The organism is Haloarcula rubripromontorii (assembly GCF_001280425.1).
GTDB lineage: Archaea > Halobacteriota > Halobacteria > Halobacteriales > Haloarculaceae > Haloarcula > Haloarcula rubripromontorii.
This window is the reverse complement of record NZ_LIUF01000006.1, coordinates 93,320-110,666: the sequence shown is the minus strand read 5'-3', so window position 1 is coordinate 110,666 and position 17,347 is coordinate 93,320. Positions and strand designations below refer to the sequence as shown.

Sequence of the window (17,347 nt, the reverse complement as noted above, 5' to 3'; positions counted from 1 at the left end):
CGTTTTATCACTTAGTAGTATAACCTAGTAATTATGACGCAGATGGAAGCAGCGCGGAACGGGACCGTCACCGAAGAGATGGAGCGAGTCGCAGCACGAGAAGGTGTCGACCCGGCGTTCGTCCGACAGCAGGTCGCCGACGGGCAGGCGGTGATTCCCGCGAACGTCGGCCACGACGCGCTGGACCCGATGATTATCGGCCGGGAGTTTGCAACGAAGGTCAACGCAAACATCGGCAACAGCGAGGAGACAAGCGACATCGAGGGCGAACTGGAGAAGCTCCACACCGCTGTCCACTACGGTGCGGACACGGTGATGGACCTCTCGACGGGGAGCAACCTCGACGAGATACGGTCGGCCAACGTCGAGCATTCCCCGGTCCCCATCGGAACGGTCCCCATCTACGAGGCGGTCAAGCGCGCCAGCGACCCGAGCGAGATTACCCACGAACTGCTGCTCGATGTCATCGAGAAGCAGGCGAAACAGGGCGTCGACTACATGACCATTCACGCCGGCGTTCGGATGGAACACCTGCCGCTGACTGACGGCCGGAAGACGGGTATCGTCTCCCGCGGCGGTTCTATCCTCGCCCAGTGGATGGAGGAAAACGGGATGGAAAACCCACTGTACACGAAATTCGAGGCCATTTGTGAGATATTCCGCGAGTACGACGTGACCTTCAGCCTCGGCGACGGGCTCCGGCCGGGCTGTCTCGCTGACGCCGGCGACGACGCGCAGTTCGCCGAACTGGACACGCTCGGCGAACTCACGCGGACCGCCTGGGAACACGACGTGCAGGTGATGGTCGAGGGACCGGGCCATGTCCCGATGGATCAGGTCACCGAGCAAGTCGAACGCCAGCAGGAAGTCTGTGACGGCGCGCCGTTCTACGTCCTCGGCCCGCTTGTGACCGACGTTGCGCCGGGGTACGACCACATCACGAGCGCTATCGGCGCGACAGAGGCTGGCCGTGCCGGTGCAGCGATGCTCTGTTACGTGACTCCCAAGGAACATCTGGGCCTCCCGGAGAAATCCGACGTTCGAGACGGGCTTGCGGCCTATCGAATCGCGGCCCACGCTGCCGATGTGGCAAACGGGCGCGAGGGGGCACGGGACTGGGACGACGCGCTCTCGGAGGCCCGGTACGCCTTCGACTGGCGCGAGCAGTTCGATCTAGCGCTGGACCCCGACCGCGCCCGCGAGTACCACGACCAGACGCTCCCCGGCGACAACTACAAAGAGGCGCGCTTTTGCTCGATGTGTGGTGTGGAGTTCTGTTCGATGCGCATCGATCAGGATGCACGATCTGATGGCGACATGGAGTCGATTGAAGCCGACGCTGACGACCGGACTCCCCTCGATGACTCGCCAGCGGCGGAGGTAAACCGGCCGCCGGTCGGGACTCACGACGAGGCCGATATCCCTGCCCCTGATGCCGATATGCCCGCTGATACAGAGGGGCGTGCCGACGATTAGCACGGCGGTAGTTCTTTATAATCGGTGTTCGTTTATTGAAACGATGTCAAAGAAAGTCATCGCCCTCGTCGCGGTCGCGGCGCTTGCCCTCGTGTACGTCGTCAAGCGGTAAGGCTGCATAACTCGGCTGTATCGCCCTCTAAACCTACTGTCGGCCGCCCTGCCCACTGGTCCTCAGCGGTGTCGTCTGGGGTGGGGTCCCGACGGTCGGCAGTATTCTCTCAGCTATTTCATTGGCAGTGCCGTCGCTTTCCGAACCCTTACCCGGTGAACCGCCGTACCAGCGTGTATGTACGGCGTCGTCACCCGTAACGAGGAGGAGACGGAGTGGTCCGAGTTCGACCGGGCGTTCTACGAGGTCAAGGACGTGACCGGCCGCGCTGTCGAACCGATTGCGGGCGCGGTCAACATGGTGTCCTGTTTCGGCGATAACGCGGTCGAGAGCGAGGAAGAACTGCTCGCGTTCGACGACGAGGGAACGCCGGCGACACGGAATCAGCCGTACTTCGACTGGACGTACGTCTGTCCCACTCACGACCGCTACCGCGAGGGACTGCTCGACATCATCGAGGAGGCGGCAGCCGTCAACGAGGATGTCCGCCTCGACGATGTTGGCTTCCCCCGGGACGAGTACTGTCACTGCGACCGGTGCGAGCAACGTTTCGCCGACAGCGAGTTCGAGGACTGGTCGGCCTGGCGCAGTAACGTTATCACGGAGTTCGTCGCCGAGGCCCGCGAGCGCGTGCCCGGTGAGATGTACCTCACGCTGTATCCGGACCCCTACCCCGGCCATCTCGAAGCCCGCTCCGGCGTCGCCGTCGACGACATCGCTGAGTACGTCGACGAGTTCGTCGTCCCCATCTACGACATGGCGTACTCGACGACCTACTGGCTAGAGATTCTCGCAAAAGGCTGGCAGGACCGTCTCTCAACCCCGTTCAGTATCGAGCTGTACGCTGTCGACGTGGATGTCGACGACCTCTCAAAGGCCGTCGAGGTGGCCGACGAGTACGCCGAGAGCGTGCTGTTCGGGTACGACGCCAGCAACGCCCGTGCGACCGTCCGGCGGATGAACGCCGACGCTCGCGAAGGCCAGTCGTTCGGGCCGGAGTAACGAACCTGATTCTGACGGCTTAGGCCCCGTCGCCGAACCGCTGTCCGCGCCACTGCAGAATTTCCTCGCGGTCGCGCGTGTCGGCCGGTAGTTCGTCGAACCACCGGGCCTCACTGATCTCGTGGTCCGGGTCGTCGACGGCGATGTCGGTCGTCTCCGCTCGCGCCTCGTACACCGGTAGGACGCCCCAGGCCATGTTGCCGTCACAGTAGAACTCGACCCGCCCGAGCATCGCCAGTCCCTCGATTGTCGCTTCAATGCCGCTCTCCTCGTCTAACTCCCGCAGTGCGGCCTCCTGAAACGATTCGCTGGCATCGAGTTCACCGCCGGGAAGCACCCACATGTCGACACCCTCGTGGCGAACAAGCAGGAGTTCGCCAGTGGATCGGTAGGTGAGCGCATGCGCGCCGTAGGGCGCACCGTGGTCCCGGGCGACAGTGGCCACGTCTCGGAATCGGTTCCGCGGGACGTTCCGATGGCGCGTGAACTCGACAAAATCCGTGTAGCGCTTCCGGAGGTCGTGATACGTCTGCTCGGCCGTCTGACAGGCTCCGTCGGAGAGATACCACAGGTCGTCGACGCTCGTCATCTGTGTCCTATCTGTGTCTGACACCTCGACGAAACAACCGTCTCGATGGGGGAAAGCGGTGGGCTGATCATGCCGATTGATAGTTTAGAGAGTCCCATAACAGTTGTTGTGACAGATCGGCTGTCGGGGCGTCTCTCGGGAGATTTCGCCGCTGGATCCGATGCGCTGCTGACACTGGCTGTGAAATATGGGTGCGGATACATGCTGGTCTGAGTCAGTCGAAGTGAAACACGGGAAGCGGTCCGAACAATGATAGCCACGCTCCCGTGTAGCAGGAACTCTTTGGCTGTTGTGACGACCTGACGGGTCGTTCCATCCACTCGATCTGTACGCCTTTGCGTTCCGTGATTGGCGGAACGCACGTGGATGTGGAACTCCCGCCCACTTAATTCTATTTGTCTAAACAAATATTTAGACTAGTCTAATCTCTCCTCATTTCGTAATGGAAGCGATAGAATCCAATCGGAGCGGTCGTCTCTTGTGGGCACACCCCTACTCTACGTCCGACCGAGGTTCGTCGCCGTCCCGATTGGTCCAAACAGGACGTATCACAGTGCACTTTCCGACCACGTCCGCGGCTGGGCCGAGCAAACCCGAATCAGTCCCTTTTTGACGAGCCACCGAGTACCGCCCCGTATGGCATTCGAAGAGGACGACAGCGTTATTCTCCACGACGAGCACAGCGACTACGACGGCGAGGAAGGCACAATCACGCAGGTCGTCGAGACGATGTTCGGCGACGCCAACTACACGGTTTCCTTCGAGGACGGACAGGAGCAGGGCGTCCCTGAGGACAACCTCGAAGCCGCTGAGGACGAGTAGGGCCTCGATGTCGTCGGTTCCGTTCCATTACGTCGACCTTCGGACCTTCTGCTACGCGACGGAGGACGACAAACGTGTCGAGCAAGCGCTCCGGACGTTCCTGCCGGAGGACTACCCCATCGAGCGCGCCAAAAGCGAGGGGCACTACGGCGACCGCATTATCGTCCTCTCGGCTCGCGTCGAGAACGCCGACGACATCCGCCACGTCCTCACGCAGGTCGCGTCAGCGCCGGACATCGACGCCGTGCGTTCGGAACTGGACGACCGGGTCGACGACAACTGTTCGTTTTTCCTCACCTTCGACAAACAGGTCGCGTTCGGCGGGAGCGTGGAGCGCGGCGACGGCATCACGCTCCGGGCGAAAGTCGAGGCCTACCCCGCAAAGCGGGAGAAGGCCGTCGAAAACGCCCGCGACCTCCTCGAGGAGTTGTGATGTACGAGGCCGTCTACGCCCACCCCGACGGCGACAGCACCGTCGCCCGGCACGCGCTGACGGCCGCCGACTCGGACTACGACGGCGTCGTCGTCAGGAACCACGGCGACGAGCCGGCCGAGTATGACGCCGACGCCATCGCCGACGAGTACGGCGTCGACGTGGCCGAGGGCGTCGAGGTCCGGGCTGACGACCCCTCGCGGGCCAGCGGCTTCGTCGGGAACTACCGGAGCGACCGGACGGTCGTGGTCGTCCACGGCGGCGACCGCCGAATCAATCGGTTCGCGGTCGAGCAACCGACCGTCGACGTGCTTGCCCACCCAATGCGTGAGGACGGTGACTTCAATCACGTGCTGGCGAACGCGGCGGCCGACAACGGCGTCCGCGTCGAGTTTGATTTTGGCCCAGTGCTCCGGGCCTCCGGCGGCAGTCGCGTCCGGGCCATCAAGGAACTCCGGAAGCTCAGGGAACTGGTCGAGGATGCGGGCGCGCCGTTTGTCATCTCAGCGTCACCGACCAATCACCTGCAAATCCGTGCGCCCCGGGACATCATTGCCGTGGGCGAGACCATCGGCTTCGACGCCGATGCGGTCCGCGAGGGCTTGGCCGAGTGGGGCCGCGTGGTTGAGCGCAACCGCGAGCGCCAGAGCGACGCCGTCATTGAGCCGGGCGTTCGGCTGGCAGACGACGCAGACGATGCCGACGGTGCCGAGCAGTAGCTCTGCTACCCCGCATTGACCGGTCACCACACCGCACCGCTCATTGTTCTTCGCGCCAACGACCACGCATGAAACACCTCCCGAAACATCTCCGGCCCCGGTGGCGCTACCTCGCCGTCGGTATCGAGACGTGGCCGAACGCCTCTTTCGGCCGCCGGGCGTTCCAGCGCGAGGTGTGGTACGCCGCCCAGAACCTGCTCGGCGACACTGGCAGTGCCGAAACGGATATGACCGTCCTGCAGTTCCACGACTACGACGGCACGGCCGAGGCTATCGTCCGGACCAGACGCGGCCAGACGGACCCGGCACGGGCCGCTCTGACCTGTTTGCACAGCGTCGATGACGACGAGGTTCGGGTCCGCATCCGGGGGATTAGCGGCACCGTGCGCGCCTGTGAAGAAAAGTATATACGCGGGCCGCCGGAAGCCACTGAACAGAGACACGTCGTGTTCGAGAACGCAGACCGGGGGGCTACGGTTCGGCCGCCGCGCTACGATGTCGAAACGGCCTCCGACGGCGCGTTCGTCGGCGCGACAGCACTCGATTTCCGATAACTATGCAGGGACAAAACCAACAGCAGGCCTACGACCGCGGGATCACTATCTTCTCGCCGGACGGACGCCTCTACCAGGTCGAGTACGCCCGCGAAGCGGTCAAACGCGGCACAGCAAGCATCGGCGTCAGAACGAGCGACGGCGTCGTTCTCGCCGTGGACAAGCGCATCCGGTCGCCGCTGATGGAGCGCTCCTCGGTCGAAAAGATCCACAAGGCCGACGACCACATCGGCATCGCCTCAGCCGGCCACGTCGCCGACGCCCGACAGCTCATCGACTTCGCCCGCCGACAGGCGCAGGTGAACCAGCTTCGCTACGGCGAGCCGGTCGGCGTCGAGACCCTCACCAAGGAAATCACCGACTACATCCAGCAGTACACGCAGGTCGGCGGCGCGCGCCCGTTCGGCGTTGCGCTCATCATCGGCGGCATCGTCAACGGCGAGCCGCGCCTGTTCGAGACGGATCCCTCCGGGACGCCCTACGAGTGGAAGGCCCTTGCTGTCGGGGCCGACCGCGGCGATATCCGGGACTACCTCGAAGAACACTACGACGAAGGGATGACCCTCGACGAGGGCGTCGACCTTGCGCTGGCCGCCCTCGCGTCGGCCAACGACGACGAACTTTCCCCTGAAGGAATCGGCGTCGCCACAGTCGACGTCGAAACGGAGACGTTCGGCCAACTGACCGACGAAGAAAAAGAGGCCCATCTCGCGGAGGCCGACTTGCTCGACACTGGCGACGACGAGGACGACGAAGACACCGAGGAAGAGTAACGCTTCCGACGGCCTTCGGGGCGGCTCGGACCTTTTCTGTCCGACCACGCAGTAAGGCCTTTAACTGGCCCACTGCTACCGAAGGGTATGATATCGCTTGACGAGGCGGTGACGGCGCGCCTCGAATCCCACGGCCAGCGGTTCGAGGTACTGGTGGAACCGGACGCTGCACTAGCGATAAAACGTGATGACTTCGACGGTGACCTCGAAGACGTTATCGCAGCGGAAGACGTGTTCGAGGACGCTTCTCGGGGTGACCGGCCGCCAGAGAACATGCTCGAAGAGGTGTTTGACACCACCGATCCGATGGCTATCATCCCCGAGGTCATCAAGCGGGGGGAAATTCAGATTACGGCCGACCAGCGCCGCGAGATGCAGGAACAAAAGCACAAACAGCTCATCCAGCGGATCACGCGCAACGCGGTCAACCCGCAGATGGACGACGCGCCACACCCGCCGGAGCGCATCGAATCCGCGCTCGAAGAAACGGATTTCAGAGTTGACCCGATGGAGCCAGTCGAGGCGCAGGTCGACGATGCCCTCGATGCACTCCGGCCGGTCATCCCTATCCGGTTCGACGAGGTCACCGTCGCGGTGCAGGTCCCCGCAGACTACGCCGGGAGCGCACAGGCACAGATCCGGCAGTTCGGCGACCTCGAACGCGAGGAGTGGCAGTCCGACGGCTCGTGGGTCGGCGTCATGACGTTCCCGGCCGGTCTCCAGAACGACTTCTACGACGTGGTAAACGAACACACAAGCGGCGAGGCGGAGACCCGAATTATCAAAGACGAAGACGATATCAGTACACGCGGTTGACGCCGCGGCGTCGCGTTACCCCTTCTTGAATCCGACGAGAAAGCCGGCCGTGAAACCAGCGCTGACCGGCAGGGCCGAGAGCAGCGACGTGACCCAGGACGGCGGTTGTGTCGCTGCCGCGTTCCCGGCAGTCCCAGTCGCGTTCTGTGCGGCTCCCCCTATCGCGTTCCAGTTCACTTCGAGGATTCCGCGTGTCTCAAGGAACTTGAACAGCGCCAGTTCGATGCCGACGATGACGGCGATGAGCTTTGCGACCTTCTTGGCAGCGAACCCGATGATGCCGCCGATAAGGCCGCCGCCACCGAATTCGAGGCCCATCTGCTGGAGGCCCAACCCATCTAGCTGGAGTACGAACTCACCCATACCGCGTACCTGACCGTCTGCTTTTAAATCCTTTGTGCTCGCCTCTGTCTCCCCTCATGTCTGAATATATCAGCAAACAATAATATGTCTGCTGCCCGGGTAACCCGAAGAATTCAGGGAATTATTTTCGACACAGTACTATTTCTTTACTCATATCCAAAGATTTGTATCCAAGGGACGAATCCTTCTTACTGTTAAGATGGCAGAAACACCGAATTCCGATATGAGCGGTGCCGCAGGCGGACGTTCGAAGCGACCGAAATCTAACCAGGACTGGTGGCCAAACAAGCTAAATCTGGAGATTCTCGACCAGAACGCCCGGGATGTCGGCCCGATGGAAGACGACTTTGACTACGCCGAGGAGTTCCAGAAGCTCGACCTCGAAGCGGTGAAGTCGGATCTCGAAGAGCTGATGACCTCATCGCAGGACTGGTGGCCGGCTGACTACGGTCACTACGGCCCGCTGTTCATCCGGATGGCCTGGCACAGCGCCGGGACGTACCGGACCGCCGACGGTCGCGGCGGCGCGGCCGGCGGCCGCCAGCGCTTCGCGCCCATCAACAGCTGGCCCGACAACGCGAACCTCGACAAGGCCCGGCGGCTGCTCCTGCCAATCAAGCAGAAATACGGCAAGAAGATCTCATGGGCTGACCTGATGATCCTCGCAGGGAACGTCGCCATCGAGTCGATGGGATTCAAGACGTTCGGCTACGCCGGCGGCCGCGAGGACGCCTTCGAGGAGGACAAGGCTGTCAACTGGGGGCCGGAAGACGAGATGGAAACCCAGGAGCGCTTCGACGAGCCCGGTGAGATCCAGGAAGGGCTCGGTGCCTCCGTGATGGGCCTCATCTACGTGAATCCGGAGGGGCCGGACGGCAACCCGGACCCGGAGGCGTCGGCGAAAAACATCCGGCAGACGTTCGACCGGATGGCGATGAACGACAAGGAGACGGCCGCACTCATCGCCGGCGGACACACGTTCGGCAAAGTCCACGGCGCTGACGACCCCGAGGAGAACCTCGGTCCTGAACCCGAAGCAGCTCCCATCGAGCAGCAGGGCCTCGGGTGGCAGAACAAGAACGGGAACAGCAAGGGCGGCGAGATGATCACGAGCGGTATCGAAGGGCCGTGGACCCAGTCGCCGACCGAGTGGGACATGGGCTACATCAACAACCTGCTCGACTACGAGTGGGAGCCGGAGAAGGGTCCCGGCGGCGCGTGGCAGTGGGCACCCAAGAGCGAGGAGCTGAAAAACAGCGTCCCGGACGCCCACGACCCGGACGAGACGCAGACGCCGATGATGCTCACGACGGACATCGCGCTCAAGCGAGACCCGGATTACCGGGAAGTAATGGAGACCTTCCAAGAGAACCCGATGGAGTTCGGGATGAACTTCGCGAAGGCCTGGTACAAGCTGACCCACCGCGACATGGGGCCGCCGGAGCGGTTCCTTGGTCCGGAGGTTCCTGACGAGGAGATGCTCTGGCAGGACCCGCTCCCGGACGCCGACTACGACCTCATCGGTGACGAGGAGGTCGCCGAGCTCAAGGAAGAAATTCTCGACTCGGATCTCTCCGTCACCCAGCTCGTCAAGACTGCGTGGGCGTCGGCATCGACCTACCGCGACAGCGACAAGCGCGGCGGCGCAAACGGCGCTCGCCTCCGACTCGAACCCCAGAAGAACTGGGAAGTCAACGAGCCCGAACAGTTGGAGACGGTCCTCACCACGCTTGAAGGCATCCAGGAGGAGTTCAACGGCGCTCGGGACGACGACACGCGCGTCTCGCTGGCTGACCTCATCGTGCTGGGCGGCAACGCAGCCGTCGAGCAGGCGGCAGCGGACGCCGGCTACGACGTCGAGATCCCGTTCGAACCCGGCCGAGTGGATGCCGGGCCGGAACACACCGACGCCGCCTCTTTCGACGCCCTCAAGCCGAAGGTCGACGGGGCTCGAAACTACATTCAGGACGATATCACGCGACCGGCCGAGGAAGTGATGGTCGACAACGCGGACCTGCTGAACCTGACGGCGTCGGAGCTGACGGCTCTGATCGGCGGGATGCGCTCCATCGGTGCGAACCACGGGGACACCGACCTCGGCATCCTCACCGACGAGCCGGGGACGCTGACCAACGACTTCTTCGTGAACCTGCTCGACATGGGCACGGAGTGGGAGCCGGCAGCGGACTCCGAACACGTATACAAGGGCCTCGACCGCGACACCGGCGAGGTCAAGTGGGAAGCCACACGCATCGACCTCATCTTCGGCTCGAATGACCGACTGCGAGCCATCTCGGAGGTCTACGGCTCTGCTGACGCGGAGGAGAAGCTCGTCCATGACTTCGTTGACACGTGGCGCAAGGTCATGACGCTCGACCGCTTCGACCTCGAATAGGCGAGCGAAACGCCACCGCCGTGGTGGCTATCGCAAGACAGGTGATTCCACTTTAGTTATCGGCCGCCATTACCCCGCGGAATCTGCCGTTTTATTACCGAACTGCCGGCTCACTGGATGGTGCCGTGAACCGCCCGGGGGGTTAAATAATCGGACACCGTATCTTCACGACGAGTGACGGCGACACACACCACCGAACGAGCGGTCATCGCGAAGCGCGTCGACAGTGGTACCGCTGATACGACGGAAATCCGGGACCTTGCCCGGGCGGCCGGGTACGATGTCGTCGGCGAGGTCACACAGACCAGAACGGAGGACCCGGCGTACCACCTCGGCGAGGGGAAAGTAACGCGGCTGAGCAACGTGGTTGCCCGCGAAGGGGCTGCCGTCGTCATCTTCGACAACCAGCTCGGGCCGTACCAGACATACAATATCGGGAACGAACTCCCCGAGCGGGTGCGTGTCATCGACCGCTTCCGGCTCATTCTCGAAATCTTCGGCCAGCGGGCCCAGACGCGGAAAGCCCAGCTACAGGTCGAACTCGCGGAACTCCGCTACGAACTCCCGCGGGCCGAGGCCAAGGCCAGCCTGGCCAAACGCGACGAGCGCCCGGGGTTTATGGGCCTCGGCGAGTACGACGAGTCCCGCGAAGAGGACATTAAAAAGCAGATCGCCAACATCCGGGATGAACTGGAATCCATCGAGGAGACCGAGCGCCATCGCCGAGAACAGCGTCGAGAGTCCGGCTTCGACCTTGTTGCCCTCGCCGGCTACACTAACGCCGGGAAGTCGACGCTCCTGCGGCGCCTCGCTGACGACCTCGATGTCGACGAGAACGACGACCTCCACCCCGACCTCGACACGACGGCCGAGAGCGAAGACCGGCTGTTCACAACACTCGGGACGACCACTCGCCGCGCCGAGGTCGGGAAGCGCGAGGTGCTGGTCACTGACACGGTGGGGTTCATTCAGGACCTCCCACACTGGCTCGTCGAGTCGTTCAAGTCGACGCTCGGGTCGGTGTACCACGCCGACCTCGTCTTGCTTGTCGTCGATGTCTCAGAGTCTGTCGAGGAAATCCGGGAGAAACTGGTGACGAGCCACGATACGCTGTACGAGCGCAACGAGGCCCCCATCGTCACGGTCCTCAACAAGACCGACATGGTCGACGACGAGGAGGTCCGTCGCAAGCGAGACGCGCTCTCCTCGCTGGCACCGAACCCCGTCGCCGTCAGCGCCAAACAGGGGCTTAATATCGAGGACTTGGCCGAGCGCATCGACCACGAACTGCCTGACTACGAGCGCGAACGACTCGTGCTTCCGATGACCGACGACACGATGAGCCTCGTCTCGTGGATTCACGACCACGCTAGCGTCGAAACAGTCGATTACGGCGACCAGGTGGTCATCGAGTTCGAAGCGCGGCCAGCGATCATCGAGCAATCCCGGGCAAAAGCGGGGGAGCTGGTCGGTGCGTCGGCCTGACTCGGCCTATTCTCGCTGCCACAGCACGCTCGGTATCTCTTCTAGCAGGTCCGTCGCGACCAGTCCGTAGCCGCGATCCTCGACGACACGGTCGCCGACGGTGCCGACGGTATGGGCGGCGATGGCGGCCGCGTCGAGCGGGGCCTGCACGCAAGCGAGTGCGCCTGTCACACCCGCAAGCACGTCGCCGGTTCCGCCGACCGTCATCCCCGGATTGCCCGTTCGGCCGACGCGAGTCCGCTCGCCGTTGGAGACGATGTCGTACGGGCCTTTGACCAGCATCGTGTGTCCGATCTCCGCTGCGAAGGACTCCACGAGGTCTGCCCGTTCCCGCCAGTCCTCGGATGTCTCTCCGCCCATCCCGAGGAGTTCGCCCTGATGGGGCGTGCAGACGAGGTCGGCGTCCGTCTCAACGTCCGGGACTACTGACAGCGCGTCGGCGTCGACGACGGCCGTCCCGTCGAACCCCGACAGTAGCTCCGCGACCCCTTCCAGCGTCGCGTCGTGGTCCCCCAGCCCCGGCCCGACGACCAGGGTGTCGTGGTCCGCCGCCAGGTCGGCCAGGCGGTCCACGTGTGGCGGCGCGAGGTGGTCACCGTCGAACGGCCGCAGGATGAGGTTCTCGCTGTAGGACTGAATCTCGCGTGCGACGACGGCCGGGCAGGCGACCCGGACGAGGTCGGCTCCGCCTCTGAGCGCGGCCTGGGCCGTCAGCGCCGGCGCGCCGGTGTACGGCCCGCCACCGACGACCAGCACTTCGCCGTTGTCGCCCTTGTGGCTCGCGGGGTCGCGTTCGAGTCGCGTGAGGTCGCCCTGCTCGACGAACAGTTCCGCCGCGTCAGGGATGCCGATGTCGGCGACGGTGACTGGCACGTCGAGGTCCGGCAGGCCCGGCTTGGTGTCGTGGAACGTGACGACGTGGTCGGCGTCGACGGCGTTGTCGGCCAGTCGCCCCGTTTCAGCGTCGAGGCCGGACGGAACATCCACCGAAAGAACGGTCGCGTCGCTCCCGTTCATCGCCGCGGCGGCCGTCGCCTCCGGTTCCCGGAGGTCGCCGGCGATACCTGTGCCAAGCATCGCGTCGATGACGATGTCGGGAGTGCAGAGGTCCAGCGCCGAGGAATCCCTGACCGTCTCTGTCGGATACTCGGCGTGCTGAAGCGCGTCCCAGTTCTCCCTGGCAATCGTCGTCGAGATAGCATCCGGACGACCCAACAGGAGGACCCGGAGGTCGTAGTCGTCGAGGAAGCGGGCGGCGACGAGCGCGTCTCCGCCGTTGTTTCCCCTGCCGGCGACGATGACGACCTGTTCGCCGGGGTCAGCGATGGTACGGACCGCCTGTGCGACGGCGTGACCGGACGACTCCATCAGCTGCTTGCGCGGGACGCCGAGCGCGGCGGCGTTCTCGTCGACCACACCCATTTCCGAGCCGGTGAGCATAGCCGCGGGTTCGCCCGCCAGCGAAGTAACTCTACGGGACTTACCACTTGACCTCGAAGCCGTCCAGCCCTTCGGGGTCCCCGTACTCGACTTCGACGTCGGTGACGTTCGCGCGCTCGCTCCCCTCGTGGCAGTACTCGACCATCGCTTCCACGTCGGCTTCGGGGCCTTCGAACACTGCCTCGACGCGGCCGTCGTCGAGGTTTCGGACCCACCCGTCGACGCCCTGGGCCTGTGCGCGCTCCCGCGTGGTAGCTCTGTAATAGACACCCTGAACACGACCGGAGACGAACACGTGTGCTCGCGTGCGTGCCATGGCCGAGAGTTTGCCGGCGGACTCCGTTATACTGTCGCCTTCCGCTATGCGTCTCACTCCTCGTTACTGCCTGTTCGGAGGTAATGGAACAGATACGTCTGCGTGTAGCCGGCGTACTCCCCACCCAGTGCGGCCCGGATGGCCCGCGACGTGTCAGCGTAGTTCCCCCGCTCACACTCCGGGTAATACTCCTCGATGGTCGTTCGAATCCAGGTGTCTAGCGGGACCGCTTCGAGGTAATCAAGCGAGAACAGCAACACGCAGTCCGCGACCTTGTCACCGACGCCGACAAAGCGGGTGAGCGACTCTCTGGCGTCCTCGTAGCTTAGTCCGACGGCTTCTTCGGGATGGGCTTCGCCAGTAGCGACCATCTCCGCGGTGCGCTGGACGTACGGGGCGCGATAGCCCAGTCCGAGGTCCCGGAGCCGCTCCTCTGTTGTCTCTGCCAGCGCGGACGGCGTCGGATAGGCGTTGTACGTCCGCCCGCCGAACTCAATTGTCTCGCCGAACGCGTCGCGGAGCGCCTGTTGCATACTGTGGATCCTCGCCACGCGCATCTGGGCCGAACAAATGAACGAGATGAGGGCGCCAAACGGGGGGTCCTGAACGAGTCGCATCCCCCAGAACGTCTCGTAGGCCGACTGGACCACGTCATCGTCCGGTGCCGTTGCCCGAATCGCGGCGAGGTCGTCGTCAAGCCGAAGGAGTCGCCTGAGTTCTGCCTCGGCGTCGACTGTCGATTCCCATTCGAGCACCCCGTCTCGCTGCCGGACACGGATGACCGCTGGTGACCCGTCTCGCTGGACTGTCGTCCAGTACCACGCGCCGCCGCCGGTTGCCCCGTCGCGCTGGTACATCTCGCCATCCTCCCGGTTCCAGAGGTAGGATTGCCCGCTCTCGACAGTTGCCTGCAAATCGATACCGCCGGCAAGCGACCCGACATCGATGACGCCCTGTTCCATTGTCCGAGTATACAGTCCCGGAGGTAATGGCGTTACGAGTTGCGTCCGCGCCACAGTGGCACACACTCGCAAGCAGGAAACCGAAGACGGCTCGCCTGTCCCTGCGTTTCGCCGTCGTGATGTTTTGGGGTGCCTGTCTGTGTACCGCTTGACCGTCCGTTCTGTCTTGCTGACTCCTGATATCCGTGGCGTGTGGTACTCACTGGTTCAGGGCTAACCTTCATTATATTGGGAAACAAACATACTACCATGAATTGCCGAGTTGTTGTCGAGGCCGCAGTCCCAGTATACGACGTGGCATCTGCGGATGAGGCAGTTCGTATCGCCATCTCGAAGACGGGCGAGATGTTGAATCCTGACCTCAACTACGTCGAAATCAATATGGGAGACCGGCACTGTCCACACTGCGGTGAGACACTGGAACCTGCCTTTCTCGCAGCCGACGAGAGTCTCGTCGCACTCGAACTGGAGATGACTGTGTTCAACGTCGAACGGGACGAACACGCCGCTCGGATTGCTCGCAAGGAGATCGGGCAGCGACTTGAGAACATCCCGCTCGACGTGCTGGAAATCGAGGAGATTCCAGAGGAGTCCGACGAGACGACTGAAGACGAGTCCTCGTCCGCGGAACCGGCAGCCGAATCCGACGACCTGCCATCGGACCAGTCTGGAGACGAATCGGACGACGTGTTACCCGAGTTCGAGGAACTAATCGACGAGTAAGTCTGGCTTCCGAGCAGCAGGGTGCGCTACACTCTCATCGTATTGTAACTCTCACATATCTATGATAGTGGTTATACAGTCACTAGCCGTAGCGCTCGTTGAGAGAATTGCGTAGAAGCTACCGGAGAACCGTCAGTCCGCGGCGGCAGAAACAGGCTCTTTGGTCTCGTCAGCCATCTCGGAGGCAATACCGTCAGCAATCGCAAAGACAGCGGCCTTGTGGTCTGTTTTCGACTTGTGAATCGATGTCGGCTTGACGCCAAGTTCCTCGTATTCGTCGTGGTCTACTTCTGTCCCGGATTCGGCTTCGTAGTGGTTCTGTACCTGTGCAAGCAGGCCGTGAAGGTGGATGAGCTCCTGCTTTTTCATAGTCAACCCAAGGTAACAACTCGAAGGTTATAGTACTACTCTGATGAAGGTTAACACACGTCTCTGCCAGTACTACGTAATAGTTTATGTATAATTCCTCGCACGGAGTATATTCTAGGTATTTTACGCTAAATTTTACCATTTCTCAAACCTCGACGGGGAATGATAGCAAAGTACACACTATTGACGACGGGCCGGGCCAGGGAGACCACTGTCACCTCAACCGTGCTGCAGGTGCCGACGGCCGGCACCCAGAATTATGGGCCGGCTACGCCTCTTTTCAGCATGGATAACGCGACCCTTCCATCGGAAACCGAGATCGGTCGGGTGGCCCTGACTGTTGCTGCGTTATCACCGACTGTCGAGTTCTACCGTGATGTTGTCGGCCTCAACGTTATAGACGCAGACGACGACCGGGCGATACTCGGTGCGGGCAAACAGGCGCTCTTGGTTCTGAATCATCGTCCAGACGCACCAGCAAGAGAGGCTTCAGCGACCGGGCTGTATCACGTCGCGTTTCGCGTCCCATCGCGAGCAGCGCTGGGTGACGCACTCCGGCGTATCAACTCGGAGTGGACACTTGACGGCGCATCGGACCATGGTGTCAGCGAGGCGCTGTACCTGTCGGACCCGGCCGGGAACGGCGTCGAAATCTATCGGGACTTTCCGCGGGCGTCGTGGGACGAGACACCGTCGGGTCACGTCGAAATGGTAACCGACCCCCTCGATACGCAGTCAGTCGCGGCCGCTGCGACCGGCAGACAGTCGATGCCCGCCGACTCCGATATCGGACACGTGCATCTGGAAGTCTCGTCAGTGGAGACGGCCCGGACGTTCTACGCTGATGCACTCGGACTCCGCGTCAGGGCCACATACGACGGCGCGGTGTTCTTGGCGGCCGGTGACTACCACCATCACATCGGGGCCAACGTCTGGCAACGGCGATCCAAGCCCCACGCCGGGCAGGGGCTGGCATGGTTCGAAATTCGACTCCCCGACGAAGCGGCTCTTGATGCGACACAGAAGCGCCTGCGTCAGTCTGACTACGCTGTCTCGGAAACCGGTACTGGTCTCACAGTACGCGACGGTGACGACATCGAACTCCGCCTGCGAACCTGAATACGGGACAGTTAGACCGACTGACCGATGTGCGAAGTCAAGTATCTCCGGGCGCTATCTGGGGTATGCACCCGACACTGTGGCCGACTTGGAACGGCGGGCGACCGAGAACAGAGACTGACTGGACGGGCGTGACAGGGCGCAGCCGACGGCCGGGAAGAGAGCGATGAGCGGCCCTCATCAGGGGCAGCAGCTCGTGACCGCGGGAACCGCGCTGTCGCAGGCGAGCGCAGCGGCAGTGCTGGTCCACGGCCGAGGTGCGACGGCTCGAAGCATCGTCCAGATGGGGGCGGAGTTCCAGCAGGACGCACTGGCTCTCCTCGCGCCACAGGCCGCGCGGAACACCTGGTATCCCAATTCGTTTCTTTCGCCGGTTGAGCAGAACGAACCCGGGCGGACCTCGGGACTGCAGGCTATCGAGGACGCCGTCACGGAGGCCGAGGAAGCCGGGATTCCGACCGATCACGTGCTCGTGCTGGGCTTCTCTCAAGGGGCCTGTCTCGCAAGCGAGTTCGTTGCTCGCAACCCACAACGCTACGGCGGCCTAGTGGCCCTCAGTGGCGGTCTCATCGGCGAGTCTATCGACGAACGCGCGTACGAGGGCGACCTCGAGGAGACGCCGGTGTTTCTGGGCTGTAGCGATGTTGACCCGCACATCCCCGAAGAGCGCGTTCACGTCACGGCCTCGGTCTTTGAGCGACTCAACGGCGACGTAGAGGAACGCATCTACGAAGGGATGGGCCACGGCGTGAACGAGGACGAACTGGCGTACGTTTCGTCGCTGGTCGATACCCTCGTCAGTTAGGCGGTCCGACCGCTGGCCCGGTCGCCGAGTTCTCTTGGATAAGCGGCCAAACAGGGAGTTACCGGTCCCTCACC

At 62.9% G+C, this 17,347-nt stretch carries 19 protein-coding genes; 13 read left to right on the top strand and 6 right to left on the bottom strand.

The genetic code is table 11. The features are described from left to right. The first annotated feature begins 33 nt into the window (after nt 1-33). Nucleotides 34-1,476 carry a phosphomethylpyrimidine synthase ThiC gene (gene thiC, locus AMS69_RS16925; RefSeq protein WP_053969234.1) on the top strand — a complete coding sequence of 481 codons (1,443 nt, stop codon included), beginning with the start codon at nt 34-36 and terminating at the stop codon, nt 1,474-1,476. 289 nt (nt 1,477-1,765) lie between these two features. After that, complete coding sequence (locus AMS69_RS16920) at nt 1,766-2,590, top strand: hypothetical protein (RefSeq protein WP_053969233.1); 825 nt, start codon at nt 1,766-1,768, stop codon at nt 2,588-2,590. Nucleotides 2,591-2,609: 19 nt separating this feature from the next. On the opposite strand, the gene AMS69_RS16915 is transcribed toward AMS69_RS16920, so the two are convergent. After that, on the bottom strand, nt 2,610-3,179 hold the full coding sequence (locus tag AMS69_RS16915; RefSeq protein ID WP_053969232.1) for an NUDIX hydrolase: 570 nt from the start codon (nt 3,177-3,179) through the stop codon (nt 2,610-2,612). Nucleotides 3,180-3,815: 636 nt separating this feature from the next. Between AMS69_RS16915 and AMS69_RS16910 the strand changes: the two genes are divergently transcribed. The 6 genes from AMS69_RS16910 (at nt 3,816) to AMS69_RS16885 (ending at nt 7,296) form a co-directional block, all read left to right on the top strand. After that, nucleotides 3,816-4,001, top strand: a complete 186-nt coding sequence (locus AMS69_RS16910; protein ID WP_004515500.1) for a hypothetical protein — start codon at nt 3,816-3,818, stop codon at nt 3,999-4,001. A gap of 7 nt (nt 4,002-4,008) precedes the next feature. Further along, nucleotides 4,009-4,434, top strand: coding sequence for an RNA-binding protein (locus AMS69_RS16905; protein WP_053969231.1), 426 nt, complete (start codon nt 4,009-4,011; stop codon nt 4,432-4,434). Continuing rightward, nucleotides 4,434-5,153, top strand: a complete 720-nt coding sequence (locus AMS69_RS16900; RefSeq protein ID WP_053969230.1) for an RNase P subunit p30 family protein — start codon at nt 4,434-4,436, stop codon at nt 5,151-5,153. The genes AMS69_RS16905 and AMS69_RS16900 overlap by 1 nt, the downstream gene beginning before the upstream one ends. A gap of 68 nt (nt 5,154-5,221) precedes the next feature. Further along, a complete protein-coding gene (locus AMS69_RS16895; RefSeq protein WP_053969229.1) occupies nt 5,222-5,707 on the top strand; it encodes an Rpp14/Pop5 family protein in 486 nt (161 codons plus the stop codon). A 2-nt stretch (nt 5,708-5,709) separates the two neighbouring features. Next, on the top strand, nt 5,710-6,480 hold the full coding sequence (gene psmA, locus AMS69_RS16890) for an archaeal proteasome endopeptidase complex subunit alpha (protein WP_053969228.1): 771 nt from the start codon (nt 5,710-5,712) through the stop codon (nt 6,478-6,480). Nucleotides 6,481-6,567: 87 nt separating this feature from the next. Further along, nucleotides 6,568-7,296 carry a ribosome assembly factor SBDS gene (locus AMS69_RS16885; protein ID WP_053969227.1) on the top strand — a complete coding sequence of 243 codons (729 nt, stop codon included), beginning with the start codon at nt 6,568-6,570 and terminating at the stop codon, nt 7,294-7,296. 15 nt (nt 7,297-7,311) lie between these two features. Here AMS69_RS16885 and AMS69_RS16880 read toward each other — a convergent pair whose 3' ends face one another. After that, nucleotides 7,312-7,659: an FUN14 domain-containing protein gene (locus AMS69_RS16880; RefSeq protein WP_004960824.1), complete on the bottom strand. Its 348-nt coding sequence runs from the start codon at nt 7,657-7,659 to the stop codon at nt 7,312-7,314. A gap of 199 nt (nt 7,660-7,858) precedes the next feature. Between AMS69_RS16880 and katG the strand changes: the two genes are divergently transcribed. Continuing rightward, nucleotides 7,859-10,054, top strand: a complete 2,196-nt coding sequence (gene katG / locus AMS69_RS16875; RefSeq protein WP_053969226.1) for a catalase/peroxidase HPI — start codon at nt 7,859-7,861, stop codon at nt 10,052-10,054. Nucleotides 10,055-10,228: 174 nt separating this feature from the next. Then, on the top strand, nt 10,229-11,539 hold the full coding sequence (hflX, locus tag AMS69_RS16870) for a GTPase HflX (protein WP_053969225.1): 1,311 nt from the start codon (nt 10,229-10,231) through the stop codon (nt 11,537-11,539). Nucleotides 11,540-11,545: 6 nt separating this feature from the next. Here hflX and AMS69_RS16865 read toward each other — a convergent pair whose 3' ends face one another. Genes AMS69_RS16865 through AMS69_RS16855 form a run of 3 tightly spaced genes read right to left on the bottom strand, consistent with a single transcriptional unit; the run spans nt 11,546 to nt 14,257 of the window. Beyond that, nucleotides 11,546-12,979 (bottom strand): bifunctional ADP-dependent NAD(P)H-hydrate dehydratase/NAD(P)H-hydrate epimerase, encoded by a 1,434-nt coding sequence (locus AMS69_RS16865; RefSeq protein WP_053969224.1) that lies wholly within the window; start codon nt 12,977-12,979, stop codon nt 11,546-11,548. 40 nt (nt 12,980-13,019) lie between these two features. Continuing rightward, nucleotides 13,020-13,295: an acylphosphatase gene (locus AMS69_RS16860; RefSeq protein WP_053969307.1), complete on the bottom strand. Its 276-nt coding sequence runs from the start codon at nt 13,293-13,295 to the stop codon at nt 13,020-13,022. Between the two features lie 53 nt (nt 13,296-13,348). Beyond that, complete coding sequence (locus AMS69_RS16855) at nt 13,349-14,257, bottom strand: DNA-3-methyladenine glycosylase family protein (RefSeq protein WP_053969223.1); 909 nt, start codon at nt 14,255-14,257, stop codon at nt 13,349-13,351. Nucleotides 14,258-14,506: 249 nt separating this feature from the next. Between AMS69_RS16855 and AMS69_RS16850 the strand changes: the two genes are divergently transcribed. Beyond that, the gene (locus AMS69_RS16850; RefSeq protein ID WP_053969222.1) at nt 14,507-14,980 is read left to right on the top strand and encodes a DUF555 domain-containing protein; all 474 of its coding nucleotides are present in this window, start codon (nt 14,507-14,509) and stop codon (nt 14,978-14,980) included. Between the two features lie 132 nt (nt 14,981-15,112). On the opposite strand, the gene AMS69_RS16845 is transcribed toward AMS69_RS16850, so the two are convergent. Further along, nucleotides 15,113-15,349, bottom strand: coding sequence for a UPF0058 family protein (locus AMS69_RS16845; protein WP_004592453.1), 237 nt, complete (start codon nt 15,347-15,349; stop codon nt 15,113-15,115). 285 nt (nt 15,350-15,634) lie between these two features. Here AMS69_RS16845 and AMS69_RS16840 point away from each other — a divergent pair, with 285 nt between their 5' ends. Both AMS69_RS16840 and AMS69_RS16835 read left to right on the top strand, forming a co-directional pair. Then, nucleotides 15,635-16,468: a VOC family protein gene (locus tag AMS69_RS16840; protein ID WP_053969221.1), complete on the top strand. Its 834-nt coding sequence runs from the start codon at nt 15,635-15,637 to the stop codon at nt 16,466-16,468. 166 nt (nt 16,469-16,634) lie between these two features. Continuing rightward, on the top strand, nt 16,635-17,273 hold the full coding sequence (locus tag AMS69_RS16835; RefSeq protein WP_053969220.1) for an alpha/beta hydrolase: 639 nt from the start codon (nt 16,635-16,637) through the stop codon (nt 17,271-17,273). Nucleotides 17,274-17,347 lie beyond the last annotated feature (74 nt).